This is a genomic window from Streptomyces sp. NPDC005566 (assembly GCF_040605575.1).
Classification (GTDB): domain Bacteria; phylum Actinomycetota; class Actinomycetes; order Streptomycetales; family Streptomycetaceae; genus Streptomyces.
In genome coordinates this window covers 13,691-32,922 of the sequence record NZ_JBEXDB010000003.1, presented here as the reverse complement: position 1 = coordinate 32,922, position 19,232 = coordinate 13,691, and the positions used below count along the sequence as shown (strand labels likewise).

Genomic DNA, 19,232 nt, shown 5'->3' with positions numbered 1-19,232 from the left:
GCGTTCGGGGCAGGAGGCCATCGACGGGTGTCGGCAGTTGAAATGAGCGGTCCCCGCTTGCGGGACTAAGCTGCGGAAGGACAGGGAGGGGACCTACCCCTTACTGCCTGACCGCTCTGAGGAGCGATTAACGATGTTCGAGAGGTTCACCGACCGCGCGCGGCGGGTTGTCGTCCTGGCTCAGGAAGAAGCCCGGATGCTCAACCACAACTACATCGGCACCGAGCACATCCTCCTGGGCCTGATCCACGAGGGTGAGGGTGTCGCCGCTAAGGCCCTGGAGAGCCTCGGGATTTCGCTCGAGGCGGTCCGCCAGCAGGTGGAGGAGATCATCGGTCAGGGCCAGCAGGCCCCGTCCGGGCACATCCCCTTCACTCCCCGGGCGAAGAAGGTCCTGGAGCTCTCGCTCCGCGAGGCCCTCCAGCTCGGCCACAACTACATCGGCACCGAGCACATCCTGCTCGGCCTGATCCGCGAGGGCGAGGGCGTCGCAGCCCAGGTCCTCGTGAAGCTGGGCGCCGACCTGAACCGGGTGCGGCAGCAGGTCATCCAGCTGCTCTCCGGGTACTCGGGAGGCAAGGAGGCGGCCACTGCAGGCGGCCCCGCGGAGGGCACGCCCTCCACGTCCCTGGTGCTCGACCAGTTCGGCCGGAACCTCACCCAGGCAGCTCGTGAGTCCAAGCTCGACCCGGTCATCGGGCGCGAGAAGGAGATCGAGCGGGTCATGCAGGTGCTGTCCCGCCGGACCAAGAACAACCCGGTCCTCATCGGCGAGCCCGGCGTCGGCAAGACGGCGGTCGTCGAGGGCCTCGCACAGGCCATCGTCAAGGGCGAGGTGCCCGAGACCCTCAAGGACAAGCACCTCTACACCCTCGACCTCGGTGCGCTGGTCGCAGGCTCCCGCTACCGCGGTGACTTCGAGGAGCGCCTGAAGAAGGTCCTCAAGGAGATCCGCACCCGCGGCGACATCATCCTGTTCATCGACGAGCTCCACACCCTGGTGGGTGCGGGCGCCGCCGAGGGCGCGATCGACGCGGCGAGCATCCTCAAGCCCATGCTGGCGCGAGGCGAGCTCCAGACCATCGGTGCGACGACGCTCGACGAGTACCGCAAGCACCTGGAGAAGGACGCCGCTCTCGAGCGCCGCTTCCAGCCCATCCAGGTCGCGGAGCCGTCGCTGCCGCACACCATCGAGATCCTCAAGGGACTGCGCGACCGTTACGAGGCCCACCACAGGGTCTCCATCACGGACGAGGCGCTGGTGCAGGCCGCCACCCTGGCCGACCGCTACATCTCGGACCGCTTCCTGCCGGACAAGGCGATCGACCTGATCGACGAGGCCGGTTCCCGGATGCGCATCCGCCGGATGACCGCGCCGCCGGACCTCCGCGAGTTCGACGAGAAGATCGCGGGCGTGCGCCGCGACAAGGAGTCGGCCATCGACTCCCAGGACTTCGAGAAGGCAGCGTCCCTCCGGGACAAGGAGAAGCAGCTGCTGGCGGCGAAGGCCAAGCGGGAGAAGGAGTGGAAGGCCGGCGACATGGATGTCGTCGCCGAGGTCGACGGCGAGCTCATCGCCGAAGTCCTGGCCACCGCCACCGGTATCCCGGTCTTCAAGCTGACGGAGGAGGAGTCCTCGCGTCTGCTGCGCATGGAGGACGAGCTCCACAAGCGCGTCATCGGCCAGAAGGACGCCATCAAGGCCCTCTCGCAGGCGATCCGCCGTACGCGAGCAGGTCTGAAGGACCCGAAGCGCCCCGGTGGCTCGTTCATCTTCGCCGGCCCGTCCGGTGTCGGTAAGACCGAGCTGTCCAAGACGCTCGCCGAATTCCTCTTCGGTGACGAGGACGCGCTGATCTCCCTCGACATGTCGGAGTTCAGCGAGAAGCACACGGTTTCCCGCCTCTTCGGTTCGCCCCCCGGTTACGTGGGTTACGAGGAGGGCGGCCAGCTCACCGAGAAGGTGCGCCGCAAGCCGTTCTCCGTCGTTCTCTTCGACGAGGTCGAGAAGGCCCACCCCGATATCTTCAATTCCCTGCTCCAGATTCTGGAAGACGGTCGCCTGACCGACTCCCAGGGCCGGGTCGTGGACTTCAAGAACACGGTCATCATCATGACGACCAACCTCGGGACCCGGGACATCTCCAAGGGCTTCAACCTGGGCTTCGCCGCCCAGGGCGACGTGAAGACGAACTACGAGCGGATGAAGGTCAAGGTCAACGAAGAGCTCAAGCAGCACTTCCGGCCCGAGTTCCTCAACCGTGTCGATGACACGGTCGTCTTCCACCAGCTGACCGAAGAGGACATCATCCAGATCGTCGACCTCATGGTCGACAAGGTGGATGAGCGCCTCAAGGACCGCGACATGGGCCTCGAGCTCAGCCCGAACGCCAAGTCGCTGCTGGCGAAGAAGGGCTACGACCCCGTGATGGGCGCCCGGCCGCTGCGCCGGACGATCCAGCGCGAGATCGAGGACATCCTCTCCGAGAAGATCCTCTTCGGAGAGCTGCGCCCCGGTCACATCGTGGTCGTGGACACCGAGGGCGAGGGGGACGAGAAGAAGTTCTCGTTCCGTGGCGAGGAGAAGTCGGCACTGCCCGACGTCCCGCCGATCGAGCAGGCGGCCGGTGGCGCCGGCCCGAACCTGACGAAGGAAGCGTAAGGGCGCGTAGCGCCTGAGCACGTAGAAGGGGCTGCCCCGGACCGGTCAACGGTCCGGGGCAGCCCCTTTCTGCTGCTGCTGCGCGGCTCGGCGTGTGGCCCGAGGGCTGGGGTGGCGGCGTTCGGGCGGCCGTGCGGGCGTCGGGTCTGCCCGTGTGCGGGCGGGAGGCGGGCCCCTCGGTTCTCGGGGGGTGCGCCCGACCACGTGGGGCTCTGCCCTGGGTGCACGGTGCACGTACGACTGCTCGGGGGTCAGGCCCGGTCGGTAGGCGGTCACCCCCGGGGTGCGGCGGCCGGATACAGCGGGTGTCGGGTTCGCGGTTCCCTGCGCGGCGGGGCCGGCCCCCGGGGGTACTGGGCGGCCTGGCCGTGGGCGATGGGCCACCGCCGTGCCCCGGTGTCGGATGCCGCGCCCTGGTGACTGGGTGGCTCTTCCTGGCTCTTCCTCGCATGGCGGGCGCCCGTTCCCCGGGCAGGGGCGGCTGTCCGCGTGCGTCGGGCCTCGCTCCTCGAGCAGGGGGACGGCCGTCCGCGTGCGTCGAGCGCTGTTTCCCGGTGGTGTGGCCCCCGGTCCCACGGTTCCTGGCCCCGAAACGCGGCCGGGACCCCTCAGAAGCGCCTCGCTGTACCCCGCCGCGGAGGTCCCGAAACGGAAGGCCGAAGGTCCCACCGGCGGTGACAAGGCGCACAGCCGATTTGGGCCTACTAGGAGCGGTAGGAGCAAAGTCCTTGATCGCTCAAAGGACCTTCGTCCTCGGAGCGGCCGGGACCTTCGGCGGATGGGGTGAGTTTGCCCGTATCACAGCCCAATGTCCGCAAAGGGGCCTTTGGGGCTGGGCTTAAACCTGATCTCAGATCCTGATTTCAGCATGTTTGAGTCGGTTTGCTCTGACCATCGCGGGCAGGTCGAGAGGCTATTTCCGCAGGGGCTGTCTACGGCTTTTCTTCGTAGATGGGGGGTTTGAGTGTTGTGGGCGTTCCGGGTTACCAAGGTGAGGCAAGCCCGGTCCGAGTGCCGGGTCCCAGCACCCCGGAGGTTCTCCCCGTATGTCGAAGCGCGTTACGTTCCAGCACTCCCGCCGCCCGTCCATGTCCCGCGTCAGTGGCGCCGTCGTGGCCGCAGGCCTGGGTGCGTCGATGGTGTTCGGTGCGGGCGCGGCGTTCGCGTCCGGTACGACGGGCACTGCGGGCACCGCGGCTCTCGCCGGTGCGGCCACGGCCCAGTCCGTTGCCCAGCAGGCGACCGCCCAGGGCAAGGCCGCTGAGGCCGCCACGAAGGCTTCGGCCGAGAAGAAGGCCGACAAGAAGGCCGCAGCCAAGAAGAAGGCCGCGGCCGCGAAGAAGAAGGCCGCGTCGTGGGAGGCCCCGGTCAACCACTACGTGCTGAGCGCGACCTACGGCACCGGCGGCGACCGCTGGGCCAGCAAGCACTCCGGCCAGGACTTCGCGGTGCCGATCGGCACCAAGGTCGAGGCCGCGCACTCCGGCCGGGTCGTCAAGGCCGGCCCGAACGGCGGCGGCGACGGTCCCGCGTACGGCAACGCCATCGTGATCAAGCACTCCAACGGCAAGTACTCGCAGTACGCGCACCTGTCCAAGATCGAAGTGAATGTCGGCGACCGTGTGAAGACGGGCGAGAAGATCGCTCTTTCCGGTAACACCGGAAACTCCAGCGGCCCGCACCTGCACTTCGAGATCCGGACCACCCCGAACTACGGTTCGGCGATCAACCCGGTCTCCTACCTGAAGGCCGAGCACGTCCACATCTGATGGAGTGCCCGCGATGCCAGTAGCGGCTAAGCGGAAGGGCCCGGGTCATGGGCCTTGGTCACCAGTTCGATGGCGACCTCGAGAGCAGCCTTGCGCTTCTCCTCGGGGTCGCCTTCGGCGTCCCTGAGGGCGTGCATCCCCGCATGCATGGCGAAGAGCGCGGTGAAGCAGCGCACCTGGTCGGTGAGCGGGGCGTCGGGTTCCTTGATCAGGTCCACCAGCGCGATGACCCGGTTCTTGATGGTGTGGCCGATGCTCAGTTCGCGCACGGTCGCCTGGTTCTCCTGCATGAAGCGGAAGAGCGGGGTGGCGCGGTTGAGTGCCTCGCTGTAGCGGACCAGGATCTCCTTCTTCGTCTCCAGGGTGCGCGGCTGTTCCTTGCCCCAGGCGAGGAGCTCCTCGACGGGCTGGTTCAGGTCCTCGAAGATGCTGTTGAGGATGTCTTCCTTGGTCTTGAAGTGGTAGTACAGCGCCGCCTTGGTGACGTCCAGCTGCTCGGCGATCTCGCGGAGAGAGGTCTTCTCGTATCCCTGTTCGGCGAACAGGTCGAGGGCCACGTCCTGGATGCGCTGGCGGGTGTTGCCCCGGCGCGGCTGCGGCCTGCTGCCCATGTGACTCTCCCAAGAACTTACTTGACGCCCGGCTAGTTAGGGGTCTACTTTTCCTCAGTGTAGCCAACTAGCCGGGCGGCAAGTAAGTGTCGGACCGGTGGCGGACCGGACAGCAGGGGATCAGGGGAGTACGGACATGGCGGATCTGAAGAAAGCGGCGTCGGCCGGGAAAGCGGAACCACAGCCACGCAGCGTCCGGGTGGTCGTTCTCGCCCTGATGATCGCGATGCTGCTGGCCATGCTCGACAACCTGATCGTCGGCACCGCGATGCCGACGATCGTCGGCGATCTGGGCGGCATGGAACATCTGGCCTGGGTGGTCACGGCCTACACGCTGGCCACGGCGGCCTCCACGCCGATCTGGGGCAAGCTCGGCGACATGTACGGACGCAAGGGCATCTTCCTCACGTCCATCGTGATCTTCCTGGTCGGCTCGGTGCTGAGCGGGATGGCCCAGGACATGACCCAGCTCATCGGATTCCGGGCGGTCCAGGGCTTGGGCGCCGGTGGTCTGATGGTCGGCGTCATGGCGATTATCGGCGATCTGGTGCCGCCCCGGGAGCGAGGCAAGTACCAGGGCATGATGGCGGGTGTGATGGCGATCGCCATGATCGGCGGGCCGCTCGTCGGCGGCACCATCACCGACCACCTGGGCTGGCGCTGGAGCTTCTACATCAACCTGCCGCTGGGCGCGGTCGCGCTGGCCATGGTCACCGCGGTGCTGCACCTGCCCAAGAAGGAGCGCACGAAGGCGAAGGTCGACTACCTGGGCGCCGCGCTGCTCACCGTCGGCATCACCGCGATCGTGCTGGTCACCACCTGGGGCGGTTCGGAGTACGCCTGGGGCTCAGCCGTGATCATGGAGCTCATCGCCCTCGGCGTGGCTTCCCTCGTCGGCTTCGTCTTCGTCGAGACGAAGGCAGCGGAGCCGATCATCCCGCTGCACATCTTCCGCAACCGCAACTTCACGCTCATGTCGATCGTCGGCTTCGTCGCCGGCTTCGTGATGTTCGGTGCGGTGCTCTTCCTGCCGCTGTTCCAGCAGTCGGTGCAGGGTGCCTCCGCGACCAACTCCGGACTGCTGCTCCTGCCGATGCTGATCGCGATGATGATCGTCTCGCTGGTCGCCGGCCGGGTCACCACCAGCACCGGCAAGTACAAGGTGTTCCCGATCGTGGGCAGCATCCTGATGGTCGCGGGCCTGTTCCTCCTGTCCACCATGGACACCGGCACCACGCGTTTCACCTCCGGTATCTACATGGCGGTGCTCGGCGCCGGCATGGGCTTCCTGATGCAGATCACGATGCTCGTCGCGCAGAACAGCGTCGAGCTCAAGGACATGGGCGTCGCCTCCTCCGCGACCACCCTCTTCCGCACGCTCGGCAGCTCCTTCGGAGTCGCGATCATGGGTGCCCTGTTCACCGGGCGGGTCCAGGACGAGATGGCGGCGCGCGGCGGAAGGGGAGCCACCGAGGAGTCCGCCCAGCTGGATGCGGCGAGCCTGGCGAAGCTGCCGGACACGATGCGCGAGGCGTACGAGTTCGCGGTGTCCTCGGGAACGCACATCGCCTTCCTGCTGGGCGGCTCGATCGCGGTGCTGGCCCTGCTGGCGGCGCTGTTCGTCAAGGAGGTCCCGCTGCGGGGCACCGAGCAGCCGGAGGCCGCTCCGGCCGACGACGCGGCACCGGCACGGAAATCGGCCAAGCAGTCGCAGAACGTCTGATCAGCTGCACGGCGTGTGGGCCCCGGAGGCGTGATGCCTCCGGGGCCCACACGTGTCCGAGGCGGTGGCCCCCACGTGTCCGAGGCGGTGGCCGACTCGTCTCCGAGACGGTCGCCCACCCGCACCCCGGCTCTCCCCTCATCGGGGGCGGCCCACCCGTCAGTCCCGCGTCTGTCGCCCGGACTGCTGCAGGACCGGGAAGCTCCCGGTGTTCGTCGGCGCGTGCTCGGGCAGCCACAGCACGGCGACGGCCCCGCCCGCACCGTCCGCGGCCCCGGCGGGCGCCGCGTTGCGGAAGGTCAGCCGGGCACCGAGGACCCGCGCCTGCCCGGCGGCGATCGTCAGGCCCAGACCGTGGCCACGGCCGGCCCGGTCACTGCTGCCGGTACGGAACCGGCTCGGCCCGTCCCGTAGCAGCGCCTCCGGGAAGCCGGGCCCGTGATCGCGGACCCGCACGACCCTGCCCTCGACGGTGACCTCGACCGGGCCCGCTCCGTGCTTGGCGGCGTTCCCCAGCAGATTGCCCAAAATGCGTTCCAGGCGCCGTGGATCCGTGGACACCCAGGACTCGTGCACCACCTGGACCGTGATCTCCGGGTCCAGCAGGGTGACCCGGCGGCTCACGAACTCGCCGAGCGGTAGTTCCTGCAGCTCGGCCCGCTCCGAGGCGCTGTCCAGCCGTGCAACCTCCAGCACGTCCTCGACCAGGGTCCGCATCGCCTGTGCCCGGTCCCGTACGAGCTCGGTCGGGCGCCCCGGCGGCAGCAGCTCGGCCGCCGTGAGCAGCCCCGTCACCGGGGTGCGCAGCTCATGGGCGATGTCCGCCGTGACCCGGCGTTCCGCCTCGATCCGTTCGTTCAGCGCGTCCGTGAGGGCGTCGACCGCGCGGGCCAGCTCGTCGGTCTCGTCCCGTACGACGCCGCCGACCGCTTCCCGTACCCGTACGTCCGTGTTCCCCTGGGCCACCTTGCCCGCCGCTGCCGCGGCCTTGCGCAGTCTGCGTGAGAGCTGGCCGCCGATGAGAACCCCCAGTGCGCACCCGCCGAAGACGACCGAGACCGAGCCGATGACGAGGGCGCGGTCGAGGTCGCCCATGATCGTGGCGTTGCGGTCGGCGAAGCGGGTGTGCAGCGAGAGGACGTCACCGTTGGCCATCGGTACGGCCGCCCAGACGTCCGGTACTCCTCCCGCGTATTCGTCGACGTGGGTGGCGCGCCGGTTGTTCCGGACCTGGTCGCGCAGGCTGGAGGGCATCGCGGGGTCGTTGAGCTTGGCACCGAACTTGGGCGACGGCTTCTGCGTGTTCGACGCCTCGTACAGCCGCTGGGCGAACAGCAGACGTTCCAGCTGCACCTCGCGGGCGTTCTCCAGCATCGAGACGCGCGCGGCGTTGTGGACGACGAGGCTCAGGGCCACCGCGATGAGTGCGCCGACCGCGGCGATCGCGATGCTGATCTTCCAGCGGACACCGGTCCGCAGAGCGAGCCGCTTCATGCGCGGAACTTGTAGCCGAAGCCGCGGACCGTCTCGATCCTGTCCTGCCCGATCTTGGTGCGCAGCCGCTGCACATGGACGTCCACGACCCGGGTGTCACCGCCCCAGCCGTACTCCCAGACCCGCTCGAGGAGTTTGTCCCGGGAGAGCACGGTGCCGGGCGCGGACGAGAACTCCAGCAACAGCCGCATCTCGGTCGGCGTCAGACCCACCTGTGCGCCTCCCCGCCGTACCTCCATGCCTTCGGTGTCGATCTCCAGATCACCGAAGACCAGGGCCCCGCCCGTCCCGTGCGAAGGCTCGGCGGCCGTGGTGCCGCCCTGTCCGCCCGAGGCGTGGCCGAACCGGCGCAGTACGGCGCGGATCCGGGCGACCAGCACCGCTCCGTCGAAGGGTTTGGTGACGTAGTCGTCGGCCCCGGCCTCCAGGCCGAGGACCACGTCGATCGAGTCGGCCCGCGCGGAGAGCATGATCACGGGAACGGTCGACTCGTCGCGGATGCGGCGGCACAGGCTCACCCCGTCCAGCCCCGGCACCATCACATCGAGCAGGGCGATGTCCGGCCGGTCCGCCCGGAAGGCCTCCAGGCCCAGCAGGCCGTCGGGCATCGCGGTGACCGTGAAGCCGACCCGCTCCAGCGCGAGCTGGGTGGCCTCGCGGATGACGTCGTCGTCCTCGACGAAGAGGACATGGGTCTCGGCCATGCGGGCTCTCAGTTCTGCGTCGTCGGCGGGGCGGGAAGTTCTCCGTCCCCGTTGCCGACGGCCCGGTTGAAGTCGTTGTGCACCCGGTCGGTCTCCGCGAACCGGCCGGCCGACCAGCGGTAGGTGATCACGTCCTCGCCCGACGGGTAGGCGACGGCGTCCTTCGAGCCGTACACCTGGGTCGTCACCACCAGGTCACCGCGGTCGATGGTGCCGTAGACCGCGGGTATCTCGGCGGCGAAGACGTTCTCGTACGTACCGTCCGCGCTCTGCCGGTAGACATAGGTGCCGACCCCCACCGAATCGCCGCAGGTCATCACGTTGACCACGACATCGGGTGCGGGACCGTCGGTGAGCGAGCCGTACGAGGTGTCCACCGGGTACTCGTCACCGGTGCAGGGCCTCAGATCGCTGCTGATCCGTCGGCTCACCTCGGGGTCACGTTTGACGAGCTGTACGGCGTTGACCGGTGCGGCGGCCTTCGCCGTGCCGGTGGGCAGCACGTTCGAGGGCGTCACCTGGGCCACCGGCTGGGTGCCCGCGGGCCCCTCGTCCCGGGTGCCCGTGCCGCCGGTGGAACATCCGGCGCAGAACAGCCCGAAGGCGGCGAGCCCGGCCATGGCCGTACCTCCCGCCGCCAGACCGGCCCGGAGCCCACTGCCCCGGCCGGCCGCCGTACCGCTGCCTGTCAGGCCGCGCACCGCTCCCGCCCCCGCTCGTCATGACGCCTGTCCGGCTGCGCCGGTATCCGCGCCGGTGTTCCCTCGGCCTCGCGGCTCCGGGCGGCACGGTCCTCCAGCTCCTGGCGCAGTCTGGCCAGGGCGCGGTGCAGCGTGCTCTTCACCGTACCGGCCGACATGCCGAGCGCCGCAGCCGTCTCCTCGGTGCTCATCTGCTCCCAGTGTCGCAGCACGACGACGCTGCGCTGCTTGGGAGCCAGGACACCCAGGACGTCGATGAGCAGAGCGCGGTCGGCGCGCTGCTCGGAACCGTCGTCGACGCTCGCGTCGGGCAGCTGCTCGGTGGGTACCTCGTCGAGCTTCCGGGCCCGCCACCACTCCGTACGCGTATTGATCATGACGCGGCGCAGGTAGGCGTCGGCGAGCGACTTGTCGGCGATCCCGTCCCACCGGCCGAGGGTGCGGACCAGGGCGGTCTGCAGCAGGTCCTGCGCATCCACCGGGTCCGGAACCAGCCGGCGGGCACTGCGCAGCAGTGCGTCCTGCCTGGTGCGCACGTACTCCTCGAATTCGAGCACCTCGCCCTGCGCCATAACAACCGCCTCCGTCCCCGTGAATCCCCGTGGTACCGCGTGTCAGCAGGTGATCCCGTTCGCTGACGTCGCAGACGCTACGGAGGCGTTGTCACGAGGGTGTGCGGAGCAGCCGTACGCGGACGCACGGCTGTCCATCGGTTGTGTAACAGCCGCTGGACAGCCCGGTCCGCCGGTGTGGGGTCAGGTCAGGGGAAGCCGGTACTGGCCGCCCGCCAGGGGTTCGACCAGTCCGTCGGCGACGAGTCCGTCGAGGGCACGCGCGCGCTGCACCGGTTCCTCCCACACCGCGTCCAGCGCGGACTGCGGCACAGGCGTCACCGCCTCGCGCAGAACGGCGAGCAGCCGGCCCCGCACCTGCCGGTCCGTACCGGCGTAGGTCTGGCCGCGGCGCGGCGGGCCCTGGTGCGCGGGCTTGCCGGCCAGCCGCCAGGCGCACTGTCCGGCGATCGGGCAGCGCGTGCAGTCCTCGTTCTTCGCGGTGCACACGAGTGCGCCGAGTTCCATCGTCGCGGCGGCCCAGCGGGCCGCGCGCTCGTCCTCCTCGGGGAGCAGTGCGCGGGCGAGCTTGCGCTCGGCCGCCGTGGTTGCGTTCGGCGGGTACTGGATGCCGGAAGCGGCGCGGGCGAACACCCGGCGGACGTTCGTGTCGAGCACGGCATGACGCTGCCCGTACGCGAACGAGGCCACGGCCGCCGCCGTGTACTCGCCGATCCCGGGCAGTGCGAGCAGCTGGTTGTGCTCGCTGGGTACGTCACCGCCGTGGCGTTCCGTTATCGCCTGCGCGGCCCCGTGCAGGCGAAGGGCGCGTCGCGGGTATCCGAGGCGGCCCCAGGCGCGGACCGCTTCACCCGGCGCGTCGGCGGCCAGGTCGGCGGGGCGCGGCCAGCGGGCCATCCATTGCTCGTACACCGGGATGACCCGGTTCACCGGAGTCTGTTGCAGCATGAACTCGCTCACCATCACACCCCAGGCGCCCGCTTCGGGGCGGCGCCAGGGCAGATCGCGGGCGTGCTGCTCGAACCACCCGATGACGGGGGTGTGGAGGGAGGCGGGGGGCGTGTGTGTGGAAGTCGTGGCAGTCATCGCACCTACGATCCTGGCACGGAAGGCAGGACATGGGGCACGGCCACGGGGGTGTCGGCCCGGCTGAGGGCTCAGTGAGTGATAACGCCACCCGTTCTGACCCTTCTGGTCCCTCCGGCTCCTTCGAGGACGCCCCGGGAGTACTCCGTGTGGTGCAAAGTGGCCGGAAGTGGCCGGGAACGGCCCCTGCGTGATGATGATCCGGAAAACTTGAGGATCAGAGCGGCGGGTGGGGCCGGAGTTGGTCCGGATCTCTCGTACAGTTTGCGCCGTGGGATCTATGCGCAATCCGGTCGGGCCGCTTCCCTCCAGCATCTACTGGCGGCGGAGGGCAGTTGCGGCGATGGTGATCGCGCTGCTCGCGGCGCTGGTCGCATGGGCCGTCACCTCGGGCGGCGGTGGCGGAACGAAGGACGACGCGAAGCCCGGCGACTCGGATCCGGCCCCTTCCATCACCCCGGGACCCTCCGGATCAGGACCGGCAATCAGCCAACAGCCGGGCGGGCGCGACGAGTCGGACTCCGGTGGGAGCGGGGACGGTGCCGCCGACGCGGGCTCCGACGGAAGCAACAGTGACGGCGGGGCGGGCGGCGACGCCGGATCGGGCGCGGGCGGGTCCGACGGCTCGACGGCGGCCGGCACGGGAACGGGCGGCGGCGGGACCACGGGCGAACAGGTGCCGGCCGGCTCCTCGCTCCCGAACTGCGCACCCTCCGCACTGCAGTTGGGTCTCCGTACGGAAAACAGCTACGGCCCCGACGACAAGCCGAAGTTCCGGCTGACCGCCAAGAACGTCTCCAGCAGCGACTGCAAGGCCGACTTCGGGCCGAAGAGCGCGGTGCTCACCATCACCGAGGCCGGCGCCAACGACGAACAGGTGTGGTCCTCCAAGGACTGCCCGTCCGGCGGCGCGGTGTTCCTGAAGGTCCCGGCGGGGGCGACCGTCGTTCACACCGTGGAATGGGACCGGAGGAAGAGCGCCCCCCTGTGCGCGACACCGCCCCCCGGCAAGGCGGCACCCGGTACGTATCTGCTCGAGGCGAAGGCGCCGGGCGAGCCGCTGCAGCGCGCCTCGTTCGTTCTCGCCAAGGACTGAACGGCAGGACCGGCGCCCGCCCGGCCGGGACCGATCGGGCCACCGGCCGTCGGCCACCCGGACCGGGTGACCCGCTCCGTGTGCCTCGGGTCCGACTGCCCCAGGTCCGCCCGGACGTTCGGGTACGACTAGACGTACCGCTCCAGGATCGAGGACTCCGCCAGTCGCGAGAGCCCCTCCCGTACGCTCCGGGCCCGTGCCTCGCCGACCCCGTCCACCGTCTGGAGGTCGTCGACGCTCGCGGCGAGCAGCTTCTGCAGGCCGCCGAAGTGCTCCACCAGCCGCTCGATGATCGCCCCCGGCAGTCGCGGCACCTTCGCCAGCAGCCTGAAGCCCCGCGGCGAGACCGCGGAGTCCAGCGTCTCGGGCGAGCCGCTGTAGCCCAGCGCCCGTGCCACCACCGGAAGTTCGAGCAGCTCCGTGTGCGAGAGCGCGTCCAGCTCGGTCAGCGCCTCCGTGACCGTGCGGGACCGCTTCGCGGTCGGTTCGGGCACGTAGTCCCGTACGACCAGCTCCCGCTCGGGCTCCACGCCCGCGATCAACTCGTCGAGCTGGAGCGACAGGAGCCTGCCGTCGGTGCCCAGCTCCACCACGTACTCGGCGATCTCGGTGGCGATCCTGCGCACCATTTCCAGCCGCTGCGCGACAGCCGTCACGTCCCGGACGGTCACCAGGTCCTCGATCTCCAGCGCGGAGAGCGTCCCGGCGACCTCGTCGAGCCGGAGCTTGTACCGCTCCAGCGTGGCCAGCGCCTGGTTGGCACGGGACAGGATCGCGGAGGACTCCTCCAGGACCCTGCGCTCCCCGTCCACGTACAGCGCGATGAGGTGCATCGACTGGGAGACCGAGACGACCGGGTACACACACGCCTTGGAGACCCGGTCCGCCGTGCGGTGGCGGGTGCCGGTCTCCTCGGTGGGGATCGAGGCGTCCGGTACCAGCTGCACTCCGGCCCGCAGGATCTTGGTCATGTCCTTGTCGAGGATCAGCGCGCCGTCCAGCTTGGCCAGCTCGCGCAGCCGCGTCGCGGTGAACTCCACATCCAGCACGAATCCACCGGTACACATGGATTCGACGGTTTTGTCCATACCGAGGACGATCAGCCCGCCGGTGTTGCCCCGGAGAATGCGCTCCAGGCCGTCCCGCAGGGCCATACCGGGCGCCACTGCGCTCAACGAGGCGCGCATCAGCGCCTCGTTGCCGGTGCCTTGGCCGGACTTTCCGGGCGATGCTGCCCGGTCGTTGGCTGCCACTGCACTCCTCCGGTCACAGGTTTGCGGTGCCCTTGCGTCCCTCATGCCGTTCGTACGGGCGGGCGAGACCAGGGCAAAGTCTACCGGCGCGCGCCGTCCTCCTGTGGTCCGTCCGAGCGAGACCTGCGCGGGAGGACTCTCAGAGCATCACCCATGTCGGCGACTTCCGTGACCTTCATACCGGCGGGGACCTGCCCGGGGTCCCTCGGGACCAGGGCGTGCTTGAACCCGAGACGGTACGCCTCGGCGAGCCTGCGCTGGACCCCCGTCACCCTTCTGACCTCCCCGGCGAGGCCCACTTCGCCGATCGCGACGAGGTTCTTCGGGAGGGGGGTGTCGCTCGCCGCACTGGCCAGAGCCAGCGCGATCGCCAGGTCCGCGGCGGGCTCGGTGAGCTTCACGCCGCCGACCGTCGCGCTGTAGATGTCCCGCTTGCCGAGCGCGCTGATTCTGCCGCGCTGCTCGAGAACCGCCAGCATCATCGACACGCGGGAGGTCTCCAGGCCCGAGGTCGTGCGCCGGGGCGAGGGGATCTGCGAATCGACCGTCAGCGCCTGGACCTCCGCGACGAGAGGGCGCTTGCCCTCCAGGGTGACGGTCAGGCAGGTGCCGGGAACCGGCTCGTCGCGCCGGGTGAGGAAGAGGCCGGAAGGATCGGCGAGTCCGGTGATGCCCTCGTCGTGCAGCTCGAAGCAGCCGACCTCGTCCGTGGCCCCGTACCTGTTCTTGACGCCCCGCACCAGACGGAGGCGGGCGTGCCGGTCGCCCTCGAAGGACAGCACGACATCGACGAGGTGCTCCAGGAGCCGCGGCCCCGCGATCGCGCCGTCCTTGGTGACGTGGCCGACCAGGAGCGTCGACATGCCGCGCTCCTTCGAGGCCCGGATGAGGGCGCCCGCGACCTCGCGGACCTGCGCCATGCCACCGGGGGCGCCCTCGATCTCCGGTGAGGCGACGGTCTGTACGGAGTCGAGGACGAGGAGGGACGGCTTGACCGCGTCCAGATGGCCGAGGACAGCCGACAGGTCGGTCTCCGCTGCCAGGTACAGGTGGTCGTTGATCGCCCTGATCCGGTCGGCCCGCATCCGCACCTGGCTCGCGGACTCCTCCGCCGTGACGTACAGCGTGCGGTGTTCGTCGCTCGCGGCCTTCGCCGCCACGTCCAGCAGCAGCGTCGACTTCCCGACGCCCGGTTCGCCCGCGAGCAGCACGACGGCCCCCGGCACGAGCCCGCCTCCGAGCACCCGGTCCAGCTCACTCACCCCGGTCGAGCGCGCCGTGGCCTGGCGGCTGTCGACCTGCCCGATGGGCACGGCGGCGGTGGAGACGCGGCCCGCGGCCGTGGTGCGTACGGCAGGGGCGCCGCCGAACTCCTCGACCGTCCCCCACGCCTGGCATTCGGGGCAGCGGCCGAGCCACTTGGCGGTCGTCCAGCCGCATTCGGTGCAGCGGTAGGACGGCCGGTCCTTCGCGGATTTCGTACGGGCAGCCATGGCGTCACCGTATAGGGGTGGTCCGACAGTGCCGACCGGTCGACCGGAATCACGGGTGACGAACATGCGCACGATGCGGCATTTCCGTCGGAATCCGGGATTCCTGTCCCCTTTCGAGGGATACGTTCACCCGTAAGGATTAAATGTGTGGAAGGGGTGCTAAGGGCGCACCTTCGTCTGCCTACGGTCGCCAGGTGACGAGCAGCAGGCTGGAGACACCCGTACACACCCCCGGCGCACCCCGGGCGCACCGTCGCGGGCCCCGCCCGGAGGCGCAGCGATCGTCCGCACGTTACGAGCCCTATCTCGACGGCCTGTTCACCTACTGCCTCTCCGTCCTGTGCGACCACGAGGCGGCCACCGAGGCGCTCGGCGCCGTCCTCGCGATCGCGGAGCGTCAGGAGAGCCGGTGTCCCGCGGCCGAGGAGGAACGTAAATCCTGGCTGTACGCCCTGGCCAGGTGGATGTGCCTGCGCACGCTCACGGAGCAGAAGCGGGGCCGCCAGGCCCACCGCAGGACGGCCACCCGGCCTCCCCCGGTACCCGCCACCGGCGCCACCCCGGAGGAAGCGGTCGCCCCGGGCCACGCGGAGTCCCCCGCCACCGAAGCGCGCCGGCGTGAACTCGCCCAGCTCGCCTGGCCGGAGGCCGCGGGCACCACCCCCGAACAGCGCGAAGCGCTGGAGCTCGCAGTGCGTCACCGGCTCACCCCGCGCGCGGTCGCCGCCGTCCTCGGCCTGGGACCCGCCACCGCCCGGGAGCTCCTGGCCGCCGCGGCCTGCGAGGTGGAGCGCACCCGCGCCGCCCTCGCGGTCGTCGAGACGGGAAACTGCCCCACCGTCGCCCGGCTCACCGGCACCCACCGGGTCCTGCTCTCCGCGGCCCTGCGCCGCGAGCTCGTCCGGCACGTCGACGACTGCCCCCGGTGCCGCCGCGCCGCCGAACGGGCGGGGGCCGCGGGACCGTGGCCCGGCGCGGCCGTCACCCCGGCCACCGCGCTGACGGTCCTCGAGGCGCCGCGCCCCTCGGTGCGCGTCGCCCTGGTTCACGCCAGGCGGTCCCGGTCGGGTACCCCGCGCTTCGGCCGGACGGGCTTCCCCCTCGACCCGAAGGACCACGCCGCGCGCCGGGACCGGCTGCGTGCCCGGGTCGTGACGACGACCGTCGTGGCGACGGTCGTCGCCGCTCCCGTGATCGCCCTGTGGGCCGCCTACCGGGGCGCACCGCTGACCGGCGAAGGCCGCGACGGTTCCTCGGTGACCGCGACGGAGGTGGACGGGGGAGGCGGGCTCGAAGGCGATCCGTACGACCACTACGAGAACGCGGGCAACGCCCGTCCCGAAGCCGACGGCCGCTTCACCGACGCACACCGGAGGCCGGACGTCTCGGCCGAGGTGATCAGTGCCGGTGGCGGCCGGCACGGACCCGGGGCGCTCAGGGTCGCGGCCCGCTCGTCCGGCGGCCGCACGACGATCACCCTGACCGCGACCGGCACGGAAGCCGTCGCCTGGTCGGCCCGGGCGGACGTGCCGTGGCTGTACCTCAGCCGCTCCTCGGGCACGATCGGCCCGGGCCGGAGCGTCACCATCCACGCCCTCGTGAACCACGCGGCAGAACCGGCGGGACCGTGGAGCGCGCGCATCGTGCTCGCCCCGTCGGGCGCCGTGGTCGCGATCAGCGGGTACGGCGCCACAATGCCGCCGCCCGCAAGCCACGGCCCGAACCCGGACCCGGATCCGCCCTCCGGTTCCCCCGACCCGTCGCCGTCCGAGCCGTCGCCCGACCCGACCCCGGACCCCACGGAGCCGACGCCCGATCCGTCGGATCCGACCCCGGACCCGACGGACTCCCCGGATCCGACGCCGCCCGCCACCGACCCGCCGTCGCCCACACCCGGCCCGTCCGGTGCGACGACGGACCCGGGGGGCAGCCCCGAGCCGACGGACTGACGGACAGCACACGGCCCGGTGGGCGGCGGAACGTTTGTCCACCGCACACCGGGCCGCCATCACCACAGGACCAAAGCCGGCGGCCGGATCACGCGCTGCCGCGCGGATCGGCCGGATCGGCCGGGATCAGACCGGATCGGCCGGATCGGCCGGGATCAGACCGGATCGGCCGGATCGGCCGGGATCAGACCGGATCAGCCGGATCGGCCGGGATCAGACCGGATCAGCCGGATGCGGTGCCATCGGCAGCAGCGACGACAGCCGCTCCTCGCACAGCTCGACCAACCGGTCGTACGCCTGCTTGCCCATCAGCTCGACGAGCTCCGGACGGTAGGACACGTAGACCGGATCCCCGGCCCCGTGCGCCGAGGTCGCCGAGGTGCACCACCAGTGCAGATCGTGGCCGCCGGGACCCCAGCCCCGGCGGTCGTACTCCCCGATCGAGACCTGGAGCACGCGCGTGTCGTCGGGCCGGTCGATCCAGTCGTAGGTACGCCGGACCGGCAGCTGCCAGCACACGTCGGGCTTGGTCTCCAGCGGCTCCTTGCCCTCCCGCAAGGCCAGGATGTGCAGCGAGCAGCCCGCGCCGCCCGCGAACCCGGGACGGTTCTGGAAGATGCAGGAGCCCTCCCAGCGCCGCGTCTGGCGTTCGCCGTCCTCGTCGACACCGACCCAGCCCGTCTCCGTGCCGATGTCGTGGAACTGCCACAGGTCGGGAGTGAGCCGGTCGACGTGTCCGGCCACCCGCTTCTCGTCGTCCTCGTCCGAGAAGTGCGCGCCCAGCGTGCAGCACCCGTCGTCCGCACGGCCCGCCTGGATGCCCTGGCAGCCGCTGCCGAAGATGCAGGTCCACCTGGACGTCAGCCAGGTCAGATCGCAACGGAAGATCTGCTCGTCGTCGGCGGGGTCGGGAAACTCGACCCAGGCCCGCGCGAAGTCGAGCCCCTTCTCATCGGGCCCGCCGGGCCCCTTTGCTTCCGGCTGCTGCATCTCCTGCTTCATCTTCTGCTTCTTCGTGACTTTGTCCGGCTTCGCCTTTTTCGTCTTTGGCACGGGCCAAGAGTAAGACCGACCGGAGCAGTAGCGTTCCGGGTATGAGACTCGGAGTCCTCGACGTGGGGTCGAACACGGTTCATCTGCTGGTGGTCGACGCGCACCCCGGCGCCCGCCCACTGCCCGCGCACTCGCACAAGGCGGAGCTGCGGCTGGCCGAACTCCTCGACATGGACGGGGCGATCGGCCCCGACGGCGTCGACCGGCTCGTGTCGACGGTCGCCGACGCGCTGCGGGCCGCCGAGGACAAGGGCTGCGAGGACGTACTCGCGTTCGCCACGTCCGCCGTGCGCGAGGCGAGCAACGCGGACCAGGTGCTGGCCCGGGTGCAGGACGAGACGGGCATCGCCCTCGCCGTACTCAGTGGCGAGGAGGAGGCCCGGCTGACCTTCCTGGCCGCCCGCCGCTGGTTCGGCTGGTCGGCGGGAAAGCTGCTGGTGCTGGACATCGGCGGCGGTTCCCTGGAGGTCGGGTACGGCATGGACGAGGAGCCCGACGCCGCCGTCTCGCTGCCGCTCGGCGCCGGGCGCCTCACCGCGAGCTGGCTGCCCGGTGATCCGCCGGCCGCCACGGACATACGGATGCTGCGCCGCCACGTCCGGGCCGGCATCGCCCGCACGGTCGGCGAGTTCACCCGGCTGGGCCCGCCGGATCACGTCGTCGGGACCTCCAAGACCTTCAAGCAGCTCGCCAGGATCGCGGGAGCCGCACGCTCCGCGGAGGGCCTGTACGTACAGCGCGTCCTCACCCGCAAGGCACTGGAGGAGTGGGTGCCGAAGCTGGCGGCGATGACTGTCGAGCAGCGGGGGCACCTGCCCGGGGTGGCCGAGGGGAGGGCCCCGCAGCTGCTGGCGGGGGCGCTGGTTGCCGAAGGGGCCATGGACCTGTTCGGGGTCGAGGAACTGGAGATCTGCCCCTGGGCGCTGCGTGAGGGAGTCATCCTGCGCCGCCTGGACCACCTCCCGACCGGCCAGGTGGCACTCGGCTGACCCCCGGCCCGGAGGTCATGGCCCTTCTCACTTTCAGCCGGGGTCCCTCTTCGACGCGTACCGCGGCCCGTACCCTG

Annotated in this window: 15 protein-coding genes; 6 read left to right on the top strand and 9 right to left on the bottom strand. The window is 70.4% G+C overall.

What is annotated here, in order from left to right; genetic code table 11:
• Positions 1–133: 133 nt before the first annotated feature.
• Positions 134–2,662, top strand: a complete 2,529-nt coding sequence (locus tag ABZS61_RS05450) for an ATP-dependent Clp protease ATP-binding subunit (RefSeq protein WP_329209806.1) — start codon at positions 134–136, stop codon at positions 2,660–2,662.
• 1,046 nt (positions 2,663–3,708) lie between these two features.
• Positions 3,709–4,431 (top strand): M23 family metallopeptidase, encoded by a 723-nt coding sequence (locus ABZS61_RS05445; protein ID WP_356416517.1) that lies wholly within the window; start codon positions 3,709–3,711, stop codon positions 4,429–4,431.
• A 26-nt stretch (positions 4,432–4,457) separates the two neighbouring features.
• Here the strand turns inward: ABZS61_RS05445 and ABZS61_RS05440 are convergent, their stop codons facing one another.
• Positions 4,458–5,042 (bottom strand): TetR/AcrR family transcriptional regulator, encoded by a 585-nt coding sequence (locus tag ABZS61_RS05440; protein WP_356416514.1) that lies wholly within the window; start codon positions 5,040–5,042, stop codon positions 4,458–4,460.
• A 136-nt stretch (positions 5,043–5,178) separates the two neighbouring features.
• Between ABZS61_RS05440 and ABZS61_RS05435 the strand changes: the two genes are divergently transcribed.
• Positions 5,179–6,765 carry an MDR family MFS transporter gene (locus ABZS61_RS05435; protein ID WP_356416512.1) on the top strand — a complete coding sequence of 529 codons (1,587 nt, stop codon included), beginning with the start codon at positions 5,179–5,181 and terminating at the stop codon, positions 6,763–6,765.
• A 159-nt stretch (positions 6,766–6,924) separates the two neighbouring features.
• On the opposite strand, the gene cseC is transcribed toward ABZS61_RS05435, so the two are convergent.
• The 5 genes from cseC to ABZS61_RS05410 form a co-directional block, all read right to left on the bottom strand.
• A complete protein-coding gene (gene cseC, locus ABZS61_RS05430; protein WP_356416510.1) occupies positions 6,925–8,259 on the bottom strand; it encodes a two-component system sensor histidine kinase CseC in 1,335 nt (444 codons plus the stop codon).
• Complete coding sequence (gene cseB, locus ABZS61_RS05425) at positions 8,256–8,963, bottom strand: two-component system response regulator CseB (protein ID WP_356416507.1); 708 nt, start codon at positions 8,961–8,963, stop codon at positions 8,256–8,258. The genes cseC and cseB overlap by 4 nt, the downstream gene beginning before the upstream one ends.
• 8 nt (positions 8,964–8,971) lie before the next feature.
• Entirely contained in the window at positions 8,972–9,583 is a 612-nt protein-coding gene (locus tag ABZS61_RS05420) for a hypothetical protein (RefSeq protein ID WP_356417150.1), read from the bottom strand.
• Between the two features lie 68 nt (positions 9,584–9,651).
• Positions 9,652–10,236 carry a SigE family RNA polymerase sigma factor gene (locus ABZS61_RS05415; protein WP_356416505.1) on the bottom strand — a complete coding sequence of 195 codons (585 nt, stop codon included), beginning with the start codon at positions 10,234–10,236 and terminating at the stop codon, positions 9,652–9,654.
• 183 nt (positions 10,237–10,419) lie between these two features.
• Positions 10,420–11,322 carry an A/G-specific adenine glycosylase gene (locus ABZS61_RS05410; RefSeq protein ID WP_356416502.1) on the bottom strand — a complete coding sequence of 301 codons (903 nt, stop codon included), beginning with the start codon at positions 11,320–11,322 and terminating at the stop codon, positions 10,420–10,422.
• 271 nt (positions 11,323–11,593) lie between these two features.
• Between ABZS61_RS05410 and ABZS61_RS05405 the strand changes: the two genes are divergently transcribed.
• The gene (locus tag ABZS61_RS05405) at positions 11,594–12,418 is read left to right on the top strand and encodes a hypothetical protein (RefSeq protein ID WP_356416499.1); all 825 of its coding nucleotides are present in this window, start codon (positions 11,594–11,596) and stop codon (positions 12,416–12,418) included.
• A gap of 128 nt (positions 12,419–12,546) precedes the next feature.
• On the opposite strand, the gene disA is transcribed toward ABZS61_RS05405, so the two are convergent.
• Both disA and radA read right to left on the bottom strand, forming a co-directional pair.
• The gene (gene disA / locus ABZS61_RS05400; protein WP_356416496.1) at positions 12,547–13,671 is read right to left on the bottom strand and encodes a DNA integrity scanning diadenylate cyclase DisA; all 1,125 of its coding nucleotides are present in this window, start codon (positions 13,669–13,671) and stop codon (positions 12,547–12,549) included.
• 80 nt (positions 13,672–13,751) lie between these two features.
• Positions 13,752–15,164 carry a DNA repair protein RadA gene (radA, locus tag ABZS61_RS05395; protein ID WP_329209821.1) on the bottom strand — a complete coding sequence of 471 codons (1,413 nt, stop codon included), beginning with the start codon at positions 15,162–15,164 and terminating at the stop codon, positions 13,752–13,754.
• A gap of 143 nt (positions 15,165–15,307) precedes the next feature.
• Here radA and ABZS61_RS05390 point away from each other — a divergent pair, with 143 nt between their 5' ends.
• Positions 15,308–17,113, top strand: a complete 1,806-nt coding sequence (locus tag ABZS61_RS05390) for a sigma-70 family RNA polymerase sigma factor (protein ID WP_356416493.1) — start codon at positions 15,308–15,310, stop codon at positions 17,111–17,113.
• A 213-nt stretch (positions 17,114–17,326) separates the two neighbouring features.
• Here the strand turns inward: ABZS61_RS05390 and ABZS61_RS05385 are convergent, their stop codons facing one another.
• Positions 17,327–18,166, bottom strand: coding sequence for a hypothetical protein (locus ABZS61_RS05385; protein WP_356416491.1), 840 nt, complete (start codon positions 18,164–18,166; stop codon positions 17,327–17,329).
• Positions 18,167–18,207: 41 nt separating this feature from the next.
• Here ABZS61_RS05385 and ABZS61_RS05380 point away from each other — a divergent pair, with 41 nt between their 5' ends.
• Entirely contained in the window at positions 18,208–19,155 is a 948-nt protein-coding gene (locus ABZS61_RS05380; RefSeq protein ID WP_356416488.1) for a Ppx/GppA phosphatase family protein, read from the top strand.
• Positions 19,156–19,232 lie beyond the last annotated feature (77 nt).

Excerpts from the sequence above, each read along its gene's own strand:
- ABZS61_RS05450 (WP_329209806.1), top strand. The coding sequence starts at position 134 with ATGTTCGAGAGGTTCACCGACCGCGCGCGGCGGGTTGTCGTCCTGGCT.
- ABZS61_RS05445 (WP_356416517.1), top strand. The coding sequence starts at position 3,709 with ATGTCGAAGCGCGTTACGTTCCAGCACTCCCGCCGCCCGTCCATGTCC.
- ABZS61_RS05440 (WP_356416514.1), bottom strand. The coding sequence starts at position 5,042 with ATGGGCAGCAGGCCGCAGCCGCGCCGGGGCAACACCCGCCAGCGCATC.
- ABZS61_RS05435 (WP_356416512.1), top strand. The coding sequence starts at position 5,179 with ATGGCGGATCTGAAGAAAGCGGCGTCGGCCGGGAAAGCGGAACCACAG.
- cseC (WP_356416510.1), bottom strand. The coding sequence starts at position 8,259 with ATGAAGCGGCTCGCTCTGCGGACCGGTGTCCGCTGGAAGATCAGCATC.
- cseB (WP_356416507.1), bottom strand. The coding sequence starts at position 8,963 with ATGGCCGAGACCCATGTCCTCTTCGTCGAGGACGACGACGTCATCCGC.
- ABZS61_RS05420 (WP_356417150.1), bottom strand. The coding sequence starts at position 9,583 with ATGGCCGGGCTCGCCGCCTTCGGGCTGTTCTGCGCCGGATGTTCCACC.
- ABZS61_RS05415 (WP_356416505.1), bottom strand. The coding sequence starts at position 10,236 with ATGGCGCAGGGCGAGGTGCTCGAATTCGAGGAGTACGTGCGCACCAGG.
- ABZS61_RS05410 (WP_356416502.1), bottom strand. The coding sequence starts at position 11,322 with ATGACTGCCACGACTTCCACACACACGCCCCCCGCCTCCCTCCACACC.
- radA (WP_329209821.1), bottom strand. The coding sequence starts at position 15,164 with ATGGCTGCCCGTACGAAATCCGCGAAGGACCGGCCGTCCTACCGCTGC.
- ABZS61_RS05390 (WP_356416493.1), top strand. The coding sequence starts at position 15,308 with ATGTGTGGAAGGGGTGCTAAGGGCGCACCTTCGTCTGCCTACGGTCGC.
- ABZS61_RS05380 (WP_356416488.1), top strand. The coding sequence starts at position 18,208 with ATGAGACTCGGAGTCCTCGACGTGGGGTCGAACACGGTTCATCTGCTG.